Source organism: Kitasatospora sp. NPDC004240 (assembly GCF_053603215.1).
Window position 1 is genome coordinate 15164 of record NZ_JBSGFD010000066.1, and the last position, 15074, is coordinate 30237.

Genomic DNA, 15074 nt, shown 5'->3' on the forward strand with positions numbered 1-15074 from the left:
GCCGGTCGGGTGTCGGTACGCCGGGCCGTCCCGCGCGGCGGGCCGGACCGCGGCGGGCCGGGTCAGCGCAGGTCGGTGAGCAGGCGGAAGCGCTCCAGGATGACCCGGGTGCCGTCGTCCACGGTGAAGTCCGGGTCGTCCAGGGCCGCCCGCAGCTCCGCGCCGTGCCAGAAGCCCTCGTGGTCGGCGCGCCACTCGGCGACCGTCGTGTGGCCCTCGCCCTCGTCGACGGCGTGGGCGAGGTCGACCTCGGCCAGCGCGACGACCCGGACCTCGGTCACCTCGATCACGCCGACCGGGCGCTCGTCGGAGTCGACCACCACCGAGCGGGAGCCCACCTCGGGCAGCGGCTCGCCCTCGTGCTCGTACTCGGCGACCAGGCCGGTCGTGCTGGTCTTCGAGCCGTCCAGGACCGCCGCGACCAGCCGGTCCCGCAGCGGGCCGGGGAAGGCGAACAGGGCGTGCGGCAGGTCGGCGTACTCGGCGTACGATCCATCGCTCATCCCGGCAGGCTACCGACGGGACGGCCGGAGCCACCACGGGATTTCGGCCGTCGGTGCCCGGCTCCCCGGGATCGCACGCCCATGTCCGATTCCCGCCAGTCGTGGTGCCCGCCGTGCCGCAGACTGGACAGCGTGATCGACGACGACATCCGCTACCGGGCGGTGGACAGCCGGGACGCCCGCTTCGACGGGGTGTTCTTCACGGCCGTCACCACGACCGGGATCTACTGCCGGCCCAGCTGCCCGGCGGTCACCCCCAAGCGCGTCAACTGCACCTTCTACCCCAGCGCGGCCGCCGCCCAGGGCGCGGGCTTCCGGGCCTGCCGCCGCTGCCGCCCCGACTCGGTGCCCGGCTCGCCGGAGTGGAACCACCGGGCGGACCTGGTCGGCCGGGCCATGCGGCTGATCGGCGACGGCGTGGTGGACCGCGAGGGCGTCGCCGGCCTCGCCCACCGCCTCGGCTACAGCTCCCGCCAGCTCCAGCGCCAGCTGACCGCCGAACTCGGCGCCGGCCCGATCGCGCTCGCCCGCGCCCGCCGCGCCCAGACCGCCCGGCTGCTGCTGCAGACCACCGAACTGCCGGTCACCGAGATCGCGTTCGCGGCCGGCTTCGCCTCCGTGCGCCAGTTCAACGACACCGTCCGCGAGGTCTACGACCGCACCCCCAGCGGGCTGCGCGCCGAGGTCACGGCCGGCCGGCGCACCGCCACCCCGGCCGGCGGGCTCACCCTGCGGCTGGCGTACCGGGGCGCGCTCGACGGCGACCACCTGATCGACTTCCTGGCGCTGCGCGCCGTCCCCGGCGTGGAGGAGGTCGTCCCCGGCGCCCGGCCCGGCGTGCGCACCTACCGCCGCACCCTGGCGCTGCCGTACGGCCACGGCATCGCCGAGGTGGACGGCCTCGCGCCCGAGGACCCCCGGACCCGGGGCTGGCTGGACTGCCGGCTCTTCCTCGCCGACCTGCGCGACCTGCCGACCGCCGTCCAGCGGCTGCGGATCCTGTTCGACCTGGACGCCGACCCGGACGCGGTCGACGAGCAGCTGGGCGCCGACCCACTGCTCGGCCGGCTGGTGCGGGCCCGCCCCGGCCTGCGCTCGCCCGGCCACGTCGACCCGCACGAGCTGGCCGTGCGCGCCGTGCTCGGCCAGCAGATCACCGTCGGTGCCGCCCGTACGCTGGCGGGCCGGCTCGCCGAGAAGTACGGCACCGCGCTGCCCGAGCCCAGCGGCGGGCTGCGGCTGCTGTTCCCGACCGCGGCCGCGCTGGCGGTCGCCGACCCCGGGGACTTCGCGATGCCGAACGCCCGGCGCCGGGCCCTTACCGGGCTCTGTGCCGCGCTGGCCGAGGGCGTCGTCCGGCTGGACGCCGGGGTGGACCGCGAGGAGGCCGCGCAGCGGCTGATCGACCTGCCGGGCATCGGCCCCTGGACCGTCGGCTACCTGCGGATGCGGGCCCTCGCCGACCCGGACGTCTTCCTGCCGGGCGACGTCGGGGTGCGCCACGGGATCGAGCGGCTCGGAGACCCGCCCCGGGGCGCGGGCGACGGCGTGCCCGCCTGGGACCAGAAGGCCGCCGCCCGCGCGGCCGAGGCCTGGGCGCCGTGGCGCTCGTACGCCGTGCACCACCTCTGGGCCGCCACCTCCGACACCGACCACTGAACGGAGAACCACGATGACCACCACCGTCTGGACCACCATGGACAGCCCGCTCGGCACGCTGCTGCTCAGCGGCACCCTGCCGGAGGACGGCGAGGGCCCGGCCGCGCTGGCCACCGTCACCGCGCCCGGCCAGAAGGGCGCCCGGGCCGAACCCGCCGACGGGTGGGTCCGCGACCCGCAGGCGCTGGCCCCCGCGGTGGACCAGCTGACCGCCTACTTCGCCGGCGAGCGGACCGCCTTCGACCTCCCGCTCGCGCCCGTCGGCACCGAGTTCCGCCGGCAGGTCTGGGCCGCCCTGGACACCATCCCGTACGGCGGGACGGTCACCTACGGCGAGCTCGCCGCGCTGGCCGGCGCCTCGCCGCGGGCCGTCCGGGCGGTGGGTGGCGCGGTGGGCGCCAACCCGCTGCTGGTGGTCCGCCCCTGCCACCGGGTCATCGGCGCCAACGGCGCGCTGACCGGGTTCGCGGCGGGCGTGGACGCCAAGCGCTGGCTGCTCGGGCTGGAGAGCGGCTCGCTGTTCTGAGCGTTCGCGGTTCCGCGGAGGTGCTCAGCCGTCGTGGGCGTCGAGCGCGCGGGCCAGGCGCTCCAGGCCCGGCAGGGCGTTCATGACGGCGTCCCGGTCGGCGGGGGAGAGGCCGGTGAGGGCGTCGGCGATCCGCCGCTCGTGGGCCCGCTGCCAGTCGGCGAGCTGGCGGTGGCCGTCCTCGGTGAGGGCGATCCGGGCGGTACGGCGGTCACCGGGGTCGGCCTGCCGGTCGACGAACCCGGCCTCCAGCAGCTTGCCGACCAGGCCGCTGACCGTGTTGGGGGCCAGCCGCTGACGGGCCGCCAGCTCGCCGACCCGCAGCGGTTCGGCGGCGAGCGTCTGCAACAGCTCGACCTGCGCCATCGGCAGCGACTCCCACGGGTACTCCGTGCGGATGCTGCTGCGCAGCGCGCGCCGCAGCCGGGTCACCACCTTGGTGAGCTCCCGGGCGGACTCGGCCGCCGCTCCGGGGTCGTCCACGGTCGGAGCCCCGCCGGTGGACCGGGCCTCCCCGGCGGCGGAAGGGTTCGGGGGGACGGACTCGGCGTCGGGAGCGGGCGCGGACGGCATGGCGGAAATCGTAACCGCCGGTCACCCTCCGGCCATCCGCCGGTCACCCGCTCCCAGGGGGAGCCCGTGTGGCCGGCCGGCCGCACGCCCCGCCCCACACGCCCCGCCCCACACGCCGTGCAGCCGTTCGGTCACCGATCAGCTCGTAGAGAGAACATATCTGCGTCCGATATATTTCTCGGCATGAACACCGCCGCGCGCCCCGCCCCCCACGGCCCGCGCGGTGCCCCCGGCGGCTCCGGCGGCTCCGCCGTCTCGCTGCGCCAGTGGCTGGCCGTCGGCACGGTCTGCCTCGGGGCGTTCCTCGGGCAGCTCACCGCGAGCGTCACCGCGCTGGTGCTGCCGGCGCTCGGCGACCACTTCGGGGCCGGCCTCGCCACCGTGGAGTGGGTGGCGCTGGCGTACCTGCTGGTGCTGGTCGCCCTGCTGGCGCCGATCGGCTGGCTCTCCGACCTGGTCGGGCGCCGACGGATGTACGTCGGCGGGTTCGCGATCTTCGCGCTGGCCTCGCTCGGCGCCGGGTTCGCCGGCGGCCTCGGGGCGCTGATCGCCTGCCGGGCGGTCCAGGCGGTCGGCGGGGCGATGATGCAGGCCAACAGCGTGGCCCTGGTCGCCCGGGGCGTGCCGGAGCACGCGATGTGCCGGGCGCTCGGGGTCCAGGCGGCGGCCCAGGGACTGGGCCTGGCCCTCGGGCCGACGCTCGGCGGGCTGCTGGTGGAGCACGCCTCCTGGCGCTGGGTGTTCTGGGTCAACGTACCGATCGGCCTGCTCGGGCTGCTGGCCGGTCGCTTCCTGCTGCCGCCCGACGACCGGGGCCGGCGCCCCGACCCGTCCGGCGGGCGCTTCGACCTGCTGGGCATGCTGCTGCTCACCGGCTCCTCGGCGGCCCTGCTGCTCGCGCTCTCCACCGCCTCCGGGCTGCCGCTGCCCGGGTGGGCGATCGTCGCACTGCCGCTCGCGGCCGCGCTGGGCACCCTGGCGCTGGTCCGCCAGGAACGCCGGGCGACCCGCCCGATCATCGCCCCCGGCCTGGTGAACACCCCGGGCGTGCGCGGCGGTCTGGTGGTCGCGCTGATCGGCTACCTGCTGCTGTTCTGCCCGCTGGTCCTGGGCCCGGTGATGCTGGCCGGCTCGGGCACCCCGGCCGCCACCGCCGGGCTGGTGATCACCCTGCTCCCGGCCGCCTTCGCGCTCGCCGCGACCCTCGGGGGGTCCCTGCTGCCGCGCACCTGGACCGATCCGGACCGCTGCCGCCTGGGCGCGGCCCTGGCCGGTGGCGGTCTCGTCCTGCTGGCGCTGCTCCCGGCCACGGCGGCCGGCGCCGCCCTGCCGTTGCTGCTGGCCGGCTACGGGCTGGGCCTGCTGCTGCCGGCCAACAACGCCCTGGTGATGCGGGCCGTCCCGGCGCAGAGCGCGGCGGTCGGCGGCGGCATGGTCAACATGGCGCGCAGCCTCGGTACGGCGCTCGGCACCGCGCTGCCGGTGCTCGGCGTGCACCTCGCCGGGGCCGGGTCGGGTGGCCGGGTGGTGCTGGTGGCGCTCGCACTGGTCGCGGTCCTGGCCGTACGGCTCACCCCGCGGCCGCCCCGGCCCCCGGGCGACGGCGGCAGCGACGGCAGCGACGGGAACGGGAACGGGAACGCGACGGCCGGGGTACGGAGCACCCGCACCCCGGCCGGACGGAGCGTCAGGACGCCGGGACCCCCGGCGCCGCGCCGCGTTCCGTGAGCATGTCGGTGATCAGCCCGATCTCCGAGGTCTGCCCGACCACCATCGATCGGGCGAGCCGCTTCTCGGTCTCGTTCTTCGCCAGGTCGACGTAGCCCTGGGCCATCTCCACGCCGCCCTTGTGGTGCTCCAGCATCAGCTGAAGGAAGTACACCTCGGCGTCGCGGCCGCTGAGCGCGCGCAGCTTCGCCAGCTGGGTGTTGGTGGCCATGCCCGGCATCAGCGAACCGTCGTGCGGCTCGTAGACGTGGTTCATCCGCATCCAGGCCATCGGCTTCGCCGGCGAGTGCTGCGGCAGCCCCCACTGGTCGAGCCAGCCCATCATCATGCCCCGCTGGTTGGCCTGGGTGTTGATGATGTCGAAGGCGAGCGTGCGGGTGGCCGCGTCGGTCGTCCGGTCGCGGACGATGAACGACAGGTCCACCGCCTGCTGGTGGTGGGTGGCCATGTCCCGGGCGAACCCGGCCTCGGGGGAGTCGTCGGCCGGAGCGGCGACGGCGGAGGACCCGGAGGCCGAGGTGCCGCTCGCCACGAGCGCGGGCACCCCGAGCGCGAGGGCCAGCGACGCGGCCAGCGCGGCCGGCCACCAGAGCCGGCGGCGGCCTCGGGCCGGGCGCTGCCCGTCCTCGGCGGCGCCGTCCTCGGTGTCGTCCACGGCGGTCTCCTCGACGGCGTCCTCGTGGGCGGAGGTCACATCGCTCCCATGGTGCAGGAGGCGCCCGGCTCCTGGGTCTGCTTGCCCTGCACGTACTTGGTGAAGAACTCGTTCACCCGCGGGTCGGAGGCGCTCTCCACCACCAGCTGGGTGCTCCAGGCGCTCAGGGTGATGGTGCCCGGCTCGTCCGGGTACGGGCTCATCAGGGAGTAGGGGGTCGCCTTGACCTTCTCCGAGAGGGCCTTGATGTCGTCCGGGGTGGCCTTGCCGTTGTAGGTCACCCAGACCGCGCCGTGCTCCAGCGAGTGCACCGCGCGCTCGTTCTCGACCGGCTGGTCGTAGACGTGGCCCATGCAGTCCAGCCAGATCGCGTTGTGGTCGCCGCCGACCGGCGGGGTCTGCGGGTAGGTGACCTTCTCCTTGACGTGGTTGCGGCTCAGCTCGCCGAAGGTCTTCACGCCGTCGACCGGCGCGTTGGCGGCGGCCTCCTTGGCCTGCTTCTCGTTGTTGGCGTCGACCACGATCCAGGTGCCGGTGGCGATCGCGGAGATCGCCAGCACACCGGCGACCAGGCCGAACAGCACCTTGTTGCGGCGCTCGCGGCGCTGCTCGGCGGCGCGCAGCTCGGCGATCCGGGCGCGGCGGTCCAGCCCGGCCTGCTTGGCGCTGACCTTGGTGGAGGGCTTGTTGACGGGCTTGCGGGCCGGCTGGTCGGACTGCTTCGAGGCGGAACCCATGTGGTGTCCTTGTCCCCGCCGGCCGTCGGGGCCGGCGGTCAGAAGTGGGGGCGGGGAAGGCGGATCCACCCGTCCCGCCGGCCGTCGTCGACGGTGGTGGCGGGCGTCGGGCGGTGGGTTCCGCTCAGGACCGGTGCACCTGCAGTGCGTACAGGTCGGGCGCCGGGTGCGGGCCGACCAGCAGCCCGCAGGGCAGCACCCTCGGCAGCGCCTCGGTCGCCGCCGGCCGGGGGGCCGCGGCGGGCACGGGCTGCGGGGGCGGGTTGGGCAGCTGGGCGTCCTGGGTGCAGAACGGATGGCCGGAGCATCCGTCGTTGCGGGAGGGCGGACGGCCGTCGGCGGAGCACCAGGTCCAGTGCCGCGCGGTGGCGTCCAGGTGGCTCACGTGCTCGCCGTGGGCGGCGGGCTGCGGCGCGAGGTCCGGCGTCCACGGTGCGGCGGAGGCGCCCGGAGCGGCGGGACCGGCCGCGAGGGCGTCCGGTCCGGTGCCGTCCGGTCCGGCGGCGGTGCCGAGTACGACGGGAACCGCGGACTCCCGCTCCGCCGTCACCGCCTTCGCCTGGCCCGCGCACGGCAGCGCCGTGAGCAGGCCGACCAGCAGCAGCACCCACAGCGCGCCCGCCGGGCGGCCCGCGAACGCGGCCCTCCCCGGCCAGAGTGCCTTGGGCGCCGACGCGGTCATGCGGACATTTAATCAGCCGAACGGGTGAAGCGATGCCCCTCCTCCGGCCGCATTTTCGGGCCTCCTCGGTACGGATCGTCCCGGAAACGCCCTGCTCGGGGCAGAACCGGCAAGGCCGGACGGAACGGAATCCGAACACCGGGGGAACGGCCGCCGCGGCCCGGACAGACGGGTGCCCCCGATCATCCGGAAGCCGCCCCGGCCCCGTCCGGTTGTCGCCGAAACCCGGACAGCGTCGTCGCACTTCGGGACAATGACGTTCGTCCGGCCCCGCCGGGGGCGGCGAGACCACGGACCTGGAGCCGCCAGATGAGCAAGCAGGGTGCACCCGCGGAGCACCGGCCGGAGGACGGCTGGTGGGACACGGTCTACGAAGGACCGTCCGGCACCCTCCCCGACACCCCGGACGCCGTCGCGGACGCGGGCAGCGTCGACGACTGGTTCGACACCGCGGCCGGGCTCATCGGACAGCAGCGCACGGGCGACGAGCCGCCCGCCCCGCCCGAGGGGGCCCCACCCGAGGAGGCCCCGGCGGCCGTCGCGGACGCGGAGCTGCTGGAGCGGGACAGCGTCGACGACTGGTTCGACACCGCGGTGGGCGTGATCGGCCAGCAGCGCACGGCGGAGCCGGCCCCGGCGACCGCGCCGGAACCGGCTGCGGAGGCGGCCACGCCGAAGACGCCCGCGCCGGTTCCCGCGCCCGCGTCGGCGTCGGTCGAGGTGCCCCCGTCGGCCGAGGTGCCCGTGCGGCCTCCGGCGGCCGACGAGACGCACCGGTTCGAGGCGCCCGACTGGGCGGCCTGGGCGGCGAAGGGGCCGGCGGCCGGGGACGTGCCGGGGGCCGAAGCCGAGGAGACGGAGGAGACGGAGGAGGCCGTACCGGACGAGCGGACGATCGCGCTCCAGGTCCCCGCCCAGCCTGCGCCCGTGGCGGCCGAGCCCGTGGAACCGGTGCCCGAGCAGCCCGAGCCCGTGGAGCCCACCCTCGATCTCGCCAAGCCCGGGCCCGTCCCCCCACGGATCCCCGCCCTGTCCCCCCGCGTCCAGGCCGCCGAGTCCTTCGACCCGGAGCCCTTCCGCCCCGAGCGCTCCCCCCGGGAGGTCACCCAGGAGCAGCCGGTCAGCTTCCGCGACCCCGCCCCGTCCCCCCGCGTCCAGGCCGCCGAGTCCTTCGACCCGGAGCCCTTCCGCCCCGAGCGCTCTCCCCGGGAGGTCGCCCAGGAGCAGCCGGTCAGCTTCCGCGACCCCGCCCCGTCCCCCCGTGTCCAGGCCGCCGAGTCCTTCGACCCGGAGCCCTTCCGCCCCGAGCGCTCCCCCCGGGAGGCCGCCGGCGAGCGCGCCGAGGCGCTGCGCGCCGCCCGTACGCCGCTCGGTGCCCCGGATCCCGCGCCCGCCGTCCCGCACGTCGGCGAGCGCCCGCCCACCTACGGCTCCGAGCCGACCGCCCTGCCGGCCGCCGAGCCGGACACCCTCGGCGGGGTCGTCCCGGACACCGTCCTGGAGGGCGCCCAGTACGGCCCGGCCACCCTGCGCGCGGTGTCCGTGCGCGGTGACTCCGCCCGCTACCGGGGCGAGCCGAGGCGCGACGCGCTGCTGGTGACCCGGTTCGGCGAGGGTGCGGACGGGCTGCTGCTCGCGGTGCTCGCCTCCTACCGGCGGACCGCCGACGACCCCGGTGCCCCGGCGGTGGCCGCGGCGACCGCCGAGGCCTGCCGCCAGCTCGCCGCCGCGATCGGCCGCAGCCGTGCCGGACTGGCCGCCGATCTGCGGGACGGCGCCCGCGACCGCCTCCGGTACGGCCTCCAGCGGCTGGCGACCAGCGCCGTCGCCCCGCTGCGCGCCCTGCGGTCCGGGCCGGAGGAGGGGCCCGGGGCGGCGGAGGGCCCCGAACCGGGGGAGGAGGCCGCCGCGCTGCACTGCATGCTGCTGTCGCTCGACCCGGCCGCCGGGCACCGGGCCGCGTTCGGCACCGGCCCGGGCGGGCTGTACCTGCTGCGCTCCGGCCACTGGATCGACGCGTACGCCGCCCGGCTGCTGCACCACCCGGACGGTCCGCCGCCGGGGGCGGCCGGCGCGGCCGCGGAGTCCCGGCCGTTCCGCTTCCGTCTGGTCCCGGCCACGCCCGGGGACATCCTGCTGCTCTGCACCCCGGGGCTGGCCGGGCCGGTCGCCGACGAGCCGGCCGTGGCCCACTTCCTCGCCACCCACTGGGCGCACCCGCACCCGCCGGGCACGGTCGACTTCCTGCGCCAGGTGCAGGTCCGGGCCAAGGGCTACGCCGACGACCGCACCGCGGCCGCGCTCTGGACGGAGTGACCCGGGAAGGCGGAGCTCAGCCCAGCAGCACCCGGCAGACCGCGGTCGCCTGGGCGAGGGCCTCCGTCCGGCGCGCGCCCGGGAGGCCGATCGCGACCGGGACGGCCAGGCCGTCCAGCAGCGCCCGGATCTGGACGGCCCGGTCGGCCGCCGAGCCGGGGCCGAACCGTCCGGCGGCCGTCCCCTCCTCGATCAGTGCGACCAGGTCGGCCTGCCAGGGCGCCTCGATCTCCAGCTGCCCCTGCCGGATCTCCTCGCTGGCCGGCGAGCGCCCCCACACCTCCACCCAGAGGATCCAGCGTGGGTCGCCCGGCCCCTCGGGCAGGTACAGCCCGGCGTAGTCGTCGAGCCGCCGCCACACGTCGCGGTCCGGCCCGGCGGCCAGCGCGGCACTCCGCCGCCGGCCCAGCTGCTCCTCGCTCCAGCGCAGCGTCTCCAGCAGCAGCTGGTCCTTGCTGCCGAAGTAGTAGAGCAGGTGTCCGGCGCTCATCTGGAGCTGTTTGCCGAGGCCGGCCATGGTCAGTTTGGCGAGCCCGTGCTCCGCGATCGCGGCCCGCGCGGTGGCGAAGACCTCCTCGCGGGGGCGCGCCGGGCGGCGCGGACGAGGGTCCGCCATGTGCTGCTCTCCTCCTGCTGCTGAGGTCTCTTACGATACGTGCCGTGGTCGGAGCGGTACGGAGGGGGAACTCCGAGGGTTCGGGGCGCCGGTGATGCGGGTACGAACAGGGTGATGGCGCTCCCGATCCGAGGGGGTGGCGATGACCACTCTGATCGCCCTGCTGGCCGGACTCGGCCTCGTGGTGGCCGCGCTCGCGTTCTTCCTGCACCGGCGTCGCGGCGGTCCCACCGAGAACATCGACGGCGTGCGCGCCGAGGCCGAGCGCCTCGCCGAACTGCGCGCGCTGCGCTCCTCGTACAGCTCGATCGCGATGCACAGCACCCACGGCCTCACCACCGACGACCTCGGGAGGTACCACCACTAGGTCCCCGCATGCCCCCGGGCGGCCGCCACCGCGTCGGTGTAGAGCTCGGTGGTCAGGTCGCCCTCGGGGATGCCGAGCCGGGCCAGCACCGCCCGGACCGCGGCCAGGGCGGCGGGCAGCCCGTCCTCGTCCCCGGCGGCCGTCTCCACCTCCAGGAAGGTCCCGTCGAGCTCCGGCACCCGGACCAGGGTGGCCAGCAACTCCCGTCCGCCGTCGGTGAAGCGGTGGTTGCGGCAGTGCTTGGTGAAGGCGAGCCGCGGTACCAGGCCCAGGCCCCGGACGACGGCGTCCGCGGCGGCGGGGTCGGTCACCGCGGTCTCGTGCTCGGGCTTCGACCCGGAGACCGGGTCGACCCGCGCGCCCTTGAAGGTGAGCAGGTGGCGGCCGCCGTCCACGGTCCGGATCCGCAGTTCCCGGTCGGACCCCAGCAGCTCGCCGTCCGGCGTGTCGTAGTAGGTGTCCCGGTAGACCTGCTCGACGCCGGGGCCGTACGCCTCCTCCAGCCGGCGCCGTACGGTCGCCGCGTCCCGCACGACGGCCTTGAGCTCGGCCTCGATGGCCATCCCGGACACCTTCCTCCGGCAGGACGGGCGCGGGTCGTCCGCCACGGGCGGCCAGGCTATCCACGCGGGCGGGCGGACCGTCGACGGCCCCGGCCCCGGGAGCCTTTCGAAGGGCTCCCGGGGCCGGGCGGGACGGATCAGGCGCTCGGCTGCTGCTGGGTGATGCAGTGGATGCCGCCGCCGTTGGCGAAGATCTCGCGGGCGTCGACGAGTTCCACGGTGCGGCCGGGGTAGGCCTGGCGGAGGATCGCGGCGGCCTGCTCGTCGCGCGGGTCGTCGAAGGCGCACAGGACCACGGCGCCGTTGCAGACGTAGTGGTTGATGTACGAGTAGTCGACGGGCTCCTCCTCCTCGTCGAACAGGACGGTGGGGGCCGGGAGTTCGATGACCTCCAGGGCGCGGCCGCGGGCGTCGGTGGAGGCGCGCAGGAGGGCGACGAGCTCCTCGCACACCTCGTGGTCGGGGTGCGCCGGGTCGGGCTGGACGTGCGCGACCACGACGCCGGGGCGGACGAAGGAGGCGACGATGTCGATGTGGCCGCGGGTGCCGAACTCGTCGTAGTCGCGGGTGAGTCCGCGCGGCAGCCAGATCGCCTTGGTGGTGCCGAGGAAGGCGTGCAGCTCGGCCTCGACCTGCTCCTTGGTCCAGTCGGCGTTGCGGCCCTCGCCGAGCTGGACGGTCTCGGTGACCAGGACGGTGCCCTCGCCGTCGACGTGGATGCCGCCGCCCTCGTTGATCAGCCGGGAGGCGAAGCGCTGAACGTCCGTCAGTTCACTGATGTGCTCGGCGATGTGCTGGTCGTCGTCCCAGCGGGCCCAGGACTGGGCGCCCCAGCCGTTGAAGATCCAGTCGGCGGCGGCGACCGAGCCCTCGCCGTTCACCAGGAAGGTCGGGCCGATGTCGCGCATCCAGGCGTCGTTCAGCGGGCGCTCGACGATCTCGACCTGCTCGGAGACGTACTTGCGGGCCTCCGCGCTCTCGCCGGTGTTGACGATCAGGGTGACCGGCTCGTACCCGACGATGGTGTTGGCGACCGCGGCCCAGGCCTCGCGGCCGGCGTGCAGCTGCTCGGGGCTGTCGAAGGTGGGGTTGGCGGTCGGGAAGGCCATCCAGGTGCGGTCGTGCGGGGCCCACTCGGCGGGCATCCGGAAGCCGAGCGAGGCGGGCGTGGCGGGGCTGGTCATGAGGGCGGAGTCCTAAGCGGGGGAGGGGTGTTCAGAGGAAGTAGAGGCGGCTGAGGGAGACGCTGTCGGCCGGGTCGGAGCGCAGCGGCGAGCCGTCGAGCGACACCAGGCCGGTCTCGGTGACCTCGACGTGGCCGATCCGGGCGTTGCGCACCATGTCGCGCGGGCCGATGCCGCGGGTGCCGCGGACGCCGACCCGGCGGCGCCGGGTGGGCAGGCCGTCGGCGGCGCGGTCCAGGTAGGCGCCGTCGGCGGCGGCCTGGGCGACGAAGGCGACCGAGATGTCGGCGGCGGTCGCGCCGTGGGCGCCGAACTGCGGCCCCAGCACGAGGGGTTCGCAGCGGTCGGTGGAGGCGTTGGGGTCGCCGACCACGCCGTACGCGGGGAACCCGGCCTTGAGCACCAGCTGCGGCTTGGCGCCGAAGTGGTCCGGGCGCCAGAGCACGATGTCGGCGAGCTTGCCGATCTCGATCGAGCCGACCTCGTGGGCGAGGCCGTGCGCGATGGCGGGGTTGATGGTCAGCTTGGCGATGTAGCGCAGCACCCGCTCGTTGTCGTCGCCGGCCAGGGTGGTGCCGTACGAGCCGGAGCCGTCCATCGGGCCGAGTTCGGCCTTCATCTTGCCGGCCATCGCGAAGGTGCGGCGGACGGTCTCGCCGGCCCGGCCCATGCCCTGGGCGTCGGAGGAGGTGATGCCGATGACCCCGAGGTCGTGCAGCACGTCCTCGGCGCCCATCGTGCCGGCCCGGATGCGGTCACGGGCCATCGCGGCGTCGCCCGGCAGGTCGACCTTGAGGTCGTGCGCCGAGACGATCATGCCGAAGTGCTCGCCGAGGGCGTCGCGGCCGAAGGGCAGGGTGGGGTTGGTGGAGGAGCCGATGACGTTCGGCACGCCGGCCATCTTGAGCACGTTGGGGACGTGTCCGCCGCCGCAGCCCTCGATGTGGAAGGCGTGGATGGTCCGGCCCTCCAGCACCTTGAGGGTGTCCTCCACCGAGAGGCACTCGTTCAACCCGTCGGTGTGCAGGGCGACCTGGACGTCGTACTCCTCGGCGACCCGCAGCGCGGTGTCCAGGGCGCGGGTGTGCGCGCCCATGTCCTCGTGGACCTTGAAGCCCGAGGCGCCGCCCTCGGCCAGCGCCTCCACCAGCGGGGCCGGGTCGGAGGACGAACCGCGGCCCAGGAAGCCGATGTTGACCGGCCAGGCGTCGAAGGCGTTGAACGCGTGCCGCAGCGCCCAGGGCGAGTTGACGCCGACGCCCCAGACCGGGCCGAACTCCTGGCCGATGATCGTGGTGACGCCGGAGGCCAGCGAGGCCTCCATGATCCGCGGCGACAGCAGGTGGACGTGGGTGTCGATGGCGCCGGCGGTGGCGATCATGCCCTCGCCGGAGACGATCGTGGTGCCGGTGCCGACCACCACGTCCACGCCGTCCAGGGTGTCCGGGTTGCCGGCCCGGCCGATGGAGGCGATCCGCCCGCCGATCAGGCCGATGGAGGTCTTGCGGACGCCCTGGATCGCGTCGATCACCAGTACGTTGCTGATCACCACGTCGCAGGTATCGCGCACCGCGGCGGGCTTGAGGTGCAGGCCGTCGCGCGCGGTCTTGCCGAACCCGGCCAGGAACTCGTCGCCCGGGGCCTGGGAGTCGGACTCGACCCGGACGATCAGTCCGCTGTCGCCGAGCCGGATCCGGTCGCCGGCCCGGGGGCCGTGCACGGAGATGTAGTCATGGGGGGTGATGGCGCTCACGAGTCCACCTCCGCGTCGTCGAAGTTGATCAGGTAGCCGGTCGCGCGGGCCTTCTCCAGGGCGGCCTCCTTCGCGCCGGGCGCGTCCAGCGGGCCGTCCACGAGCCCGGCGAAGCCGATCGCCACCCGGGCGCCGCCGATCGGGACCAGCCCGACCTCCACCGTGGCGCCGGGGTCGAAGCGCACCGAGGAGCCGGCCGGCACCGCGAGGTGGGTGCCGTACGCGGCGGCGCGGTCGAAGGCCAGCCGGGGGTTGGACTCGAAGAAGTGGAAGTGCGAGGTGACCGAGATCGGCACGTCGGAGGTGTTGTGGACGGGCAGCACCACGGTCTCCTCGATCGGGTCGTAGCCGACGCCGTCGCCGATCAGCGCCCCGCCCGGGGCCTCGTCGCCGAGCGAGCCGACGCCCCGGAAGGGGTCGTTGACCACGGCGAGCCGGGTGCCGTCGTCGAACACCGCCTCGACCTGGACCACGGTGACCACGTCCGGCACGCCGGGCAGGACGTCCTCGGCGCTCAGCACGCTGCGGCCGGCCTCGATGGCCTCGGCCAGGCGCCTGCCGTCGCGGGCGGCCTCGCAGACGGTGTCCGCGATCAGCGCGGTGGCCTCGGGGATGTTGAGACGCACGCCCCGGGCTCGGCGGGCGCGGGCCAGCTCGGCTGCTGTGAAGATCAGCAGCCGGTCCCGCTCGGTGGGGGTCAGTCGCACGGTTCCTCGCTCGCGGTCGCCGGTGGGGTGATGAAGTTAGAACGGCGTTCAAACGCTCCGGGTCATTGAACCCGGCCCGGGTCGCCCTGTCCAGCCTTGCCGCTGCGGCCGCGTCCGGCGCGCCGAAGGCGGCCAACGGGTCGGACCGGCGGTGGGCGGATCGAGGGCGGGCGGCGGACGGCCACGGGCCGGGGCGGGACGACGGCCGGGCAGGCCCCGGGCGGTCGTGGGTGGTCGTGGCGACCGCGTCGGCCAGGGGTCGCGAAAGGGGCGGTGAGGGGGCGGCGCGGGGCGCGGGAGCGGTCGCGCCGGCGCCCGACGGCCGTCGAAAGGGGTCCTACGCCTCGCAAACCTGTCCGGAGCGGTGAGCCGGATCACGGGGAGCGCCCCGTGCGCCTTTCACCCCGGGTGATCGGACGCACACTGTTGCAAACGCCGCCAACTGGGCATGAGGATGGATGGTCAGAACGAGGGGCTGCCCGGCCGGCGGGGGATCCGGTACCGG

General features: G+C 75.5%; 15 protein-coding genes. 5 read left to right on the forward strand and 10 right to left on the reverse strand.

Annotated features, from left to right (window positions below):
- Nucleotides 1–62 precede the first annotated feature (62 nt).
- Nucleotides 63–503: an ASCH domain-containing protein gene (locus ACWEQL_RS19620; RefSeq protein WP_452151528.1), complete on the reverse strand. Its 441-nt coding sequence runs from the start codon at nucleotides 501–503 to the stop codon at nucleotides 63–65.
- Between the two features lie 81 nt (nucleotides 504–584).
- On the opposite strand from ACWEQL_RS19620, the gene ACWEQL_RS19625 reads away from it, so the two are divergent.
- Nucleotides 585–2162 (forward strand): DNA-3-methyladenine glycosylase 2 family protein, encoded by a 1578-nt coding sequence (locus ACWEQL_RS19625; protein ID WP_452151529.1) that lies wholly within the window; start codon nucleotides 585–587, stop codon nucleotides 2160–2162.
- Nucleotides 2163–2175: 13 nt separating this feature from the next.
- Complete coding sequence (locus ACWEQL_RS19630) at nucleotides 2176–2688, forward strand: methylated-DNA--[protein]-cysteine S-methyltransferase (RefSeq protein WP_452151530.1); 513 nt, start codon at nucleotides 2176–2178, stop codon at nucleotides 2686–2688.
- Nucleotides 2689–2712: 24 nt separating this feature from the next.
- Here ACWEQL_RS19630 and ACWEQL_RS19635 read toward each other — a convergent pair whose 3' ends face one another.
- Nucleotides 2713–3261, reverse strand: coding sequence for a MarR family winged helix-turn-helix transcriptional regulator (locus ACWEQL_RS19635; protein ID WP_452151531.1), 549 nt, complete (start codon nucleotides 3259–3261; stop codon nucleotides 2713–2715).
- A gap of 183 nt (nucleotides 3262–3444) precedes the next feature.
- On the opposite strand from ACWEQL_RS19635, the gene ACWEQL_RS19640 reads away from it, so the two are divergent.
- On the forward strand, nucleotides 3445–4989 hold the full coding sequence (locus ACWEQL_RS19640; RefSeq protein ID WP_452151532.1) for an MFS transporter: 1545 nt from the start codon (nucleotides 3445–3447) through the stop codon (nucleotides 4987–4989).
- On the opposite strand, the gene ACWEQL_RS19645 is transcribed toward ACWEQL_RS19640, so the two are convergent.
- From ACWEQL_RS19645 to ACWEQL_RS19655, 3 genes are all read right to left on the reverse strand, one after another.
- Nucleotides 4949–5563, reverse strand: a complete 615-nt coding sequence (locus ACWEQL_RS19645; protein WP_452151550.1) for a DUF305 domain-containing protein — start codon at nucleotides 5561–5563, stop codon at nucleotides 4949–4951. The genes ACWEQL_RS19640 and ACWEQL_RS19645 overlap by 41 nt on opposite strands.
- Nucleotides 5564–5679: 116 nt before the next feature.
- Nucleotides 5680–6381, reverse strand: a complete 702-nt coding sequence (locus tag ACWEQL_RS19650) for a DUF3105 domain-containing protein (RefSeq protein ID WP_452151533.1) — start codon at nucleotides 6379–6381, stop codon at nucleotides 5680–5682.
- Between the two features lie 124 nt (nucleotides 6382–6505).
- The gene (locus tag ACWEQL_RS19655) at nucleotides 6506–7063 is read right to left on the reverse strand and encodes a hypothetical protein (protein WP_452151534.1); all 558 of its coding nucleotides are present in this window, start codon (nucleotides 7061–7063) and stop codon (nucleotides 6506–6508) included.
- Between the two features lie 309 nt (nucleotides 7064–7372).
- Between ACWEQL_RS19655 and ACWEQL_RS19660 the strand changes: the two genes are divergently transcribed.
- Nucleotides 7373–9379, forward strand: coding sequence for a hypothetical protein (locus tag ACWEQL_RS19660; RefSeq protein WP_452151535.1), 2007 nt, complete (start codon nucleotides 7373–7375; stop codon nucleotides 9377–9379).
- 16 nt (nucleotides 9380–9395) lie between these two features.
- Here the strand turns inward: ACWEQL_RS19660 and ACWEQL_RS19665 are convergent, their stop codons facing one another.
- Nucleotides 9396–9995: a TetR/AcrR family transcriptional regulator gene (locus tag ACWEQL_RS19665; RefSeq protein WP_452151536.1), complete on the reverse strand. Its 600-nt coding sequence runs from the start codon at nucleotides 9993–9995 to the stop codon at nucleotides 9396–9398.
- A gap of 142 nt (nucleotides 9996–10137) precedes the next feature.
- On the opposite strand from ACWEQL_RS19665, the gene ACWEQL_RS19670 reads away from it, so the two are divergent.
- Nucleotides 10138–10362: a hypothetical protein gene (locus ACWEQL_RS19670; protein WP_452151537.1), complete on the forward strand. Its 225-nt coding sequence runs from the start codon at nucleotides 10138–10140 to the stop codon at nucleotides 10360–10362.
- Here ACWEQL_RS19670 and ACWEQL_RS19675 read toward each other — a convergent pair.
- The 4 genes from ACWEQL_RS19675 to ACWEQL_RS19690 form a co-directional block, all read right to left on the reverse strand.
- A complete protein-coding gene (locus ACWEQL_RS19675; RefSeq protein ID WP_452151538.1) occupies nucleotides 10359–10925 on the reverse strand; it encodes a class IV adenylate cyclase in 567 nt (188 codons plus the stop codon). The genes ACWEQL_RS19670 and ACWEQL_RS19675 overlap by 4 nt on opposite strands.
- Before the next feature lie 137 nt (nucleotides 10926–11062).
- A complete protein-coding gene (locus ACWEQL_RS19680; protein WP_452151539.1) occupies nucleotides 11063–12109 on the reverse strand; it encodes an agmatine deiminase family protein in 1047 nt (348 codons plus the stop codon).
- 31 nt (nucleotides 12110–12140) lie between these two features.
- Nucleotides 12141–13862 carry an urease subunit alpha gene (locus ACWEQL_RS19685; RefSeq protein WP_452151540.1) on the reverse strand — a complete coding sequence of 574 codons (1722 nt, stop codon included), beginning with the start codon at nucleotides 13860–13862 and terminating at the stop codon, nucleotides 12141–12143.
- Complete coding sequence (locus ACWEQL_RS19690; protein WP_452151541.1) at nucleotides 13859–14569, reverse strand: urease subunit gamma; 711 nt, start codon at nucleotides 14567–14569, stop codon at nucleotides 13859–13861. The genes ACWEQL_RS19685 and ACWEQL_RS19690 overlap by 4 nt, the downstream gene beginning before the upstream one ends.
- Nucleotides 14570–15074: the final 505 nt, after the last annotated feature.